The sequence below is a fragment of the Exiguobacterium profundum genome (assembly GCF_001909285.1).
GTDB classification, from domain to species: Bacteria; Bacillota; Bacilli; order Exiguobacteriales; family Exiguobacteriaceae; genus Exiguobacterium; species Exiguobacterium profundum.
The window spans coordinates 2620625-2620916 of sequence record NZ_MRSV01000001.1 but is presented as its reverse complement, the minus strand read 5'-3'; the positions used below and the strand labels follow the sequence as shown (position 1 = coordinate 2620916).

2 tRNA genes are annotated in these 292 nt (G+C 55.5%); both read left to right on the top strand.

Annotated elements, in window-relative coordinates:
- Positions 1 to 58 precede the first annotated feature (58 nt).
- A tRNA-Tyr gene (locus tag BBB58_RS13495) sits at positions 59 to 142 on the top strand.
- Positions 143 to 145: 3 nt separating this feature from the next.
- A tRNA-Trp gene (locus BBB58_RS13490) sits at positions 146 to 216 on the top strand.
- Positions 217 to 292: the final 76 nt, after the last annotated feature.

The following is a 292-nucleotide window of genomic DNA, read 5'->3' as shown; positions in this document are numbered from 1 at the left end:
GCAAAGGACTGAAAATCCTTGTGTCGGCGGTTCGATTCCGTCCAAAGCCACCATATGTGGGGGGGTAGCGAAGTGGCTAAACGCGGCGGACTGTAAATCCGCTCCCTCGGGTTCGGCGGTTCGAATCCGCCCCCCCCCACCACTTAGGGGCATAGTTTAGCGGTAGAACTACGGTCTCCAAAACCGTCAGCGCGGGTTCGATTCCTGCTGCCCCTGTTTTAATTTCATCATGGCGATTGTGGCGAAGTGGTTAACGCACCGGATTGTGATTCCGGCATTCGAGGGTTCAATT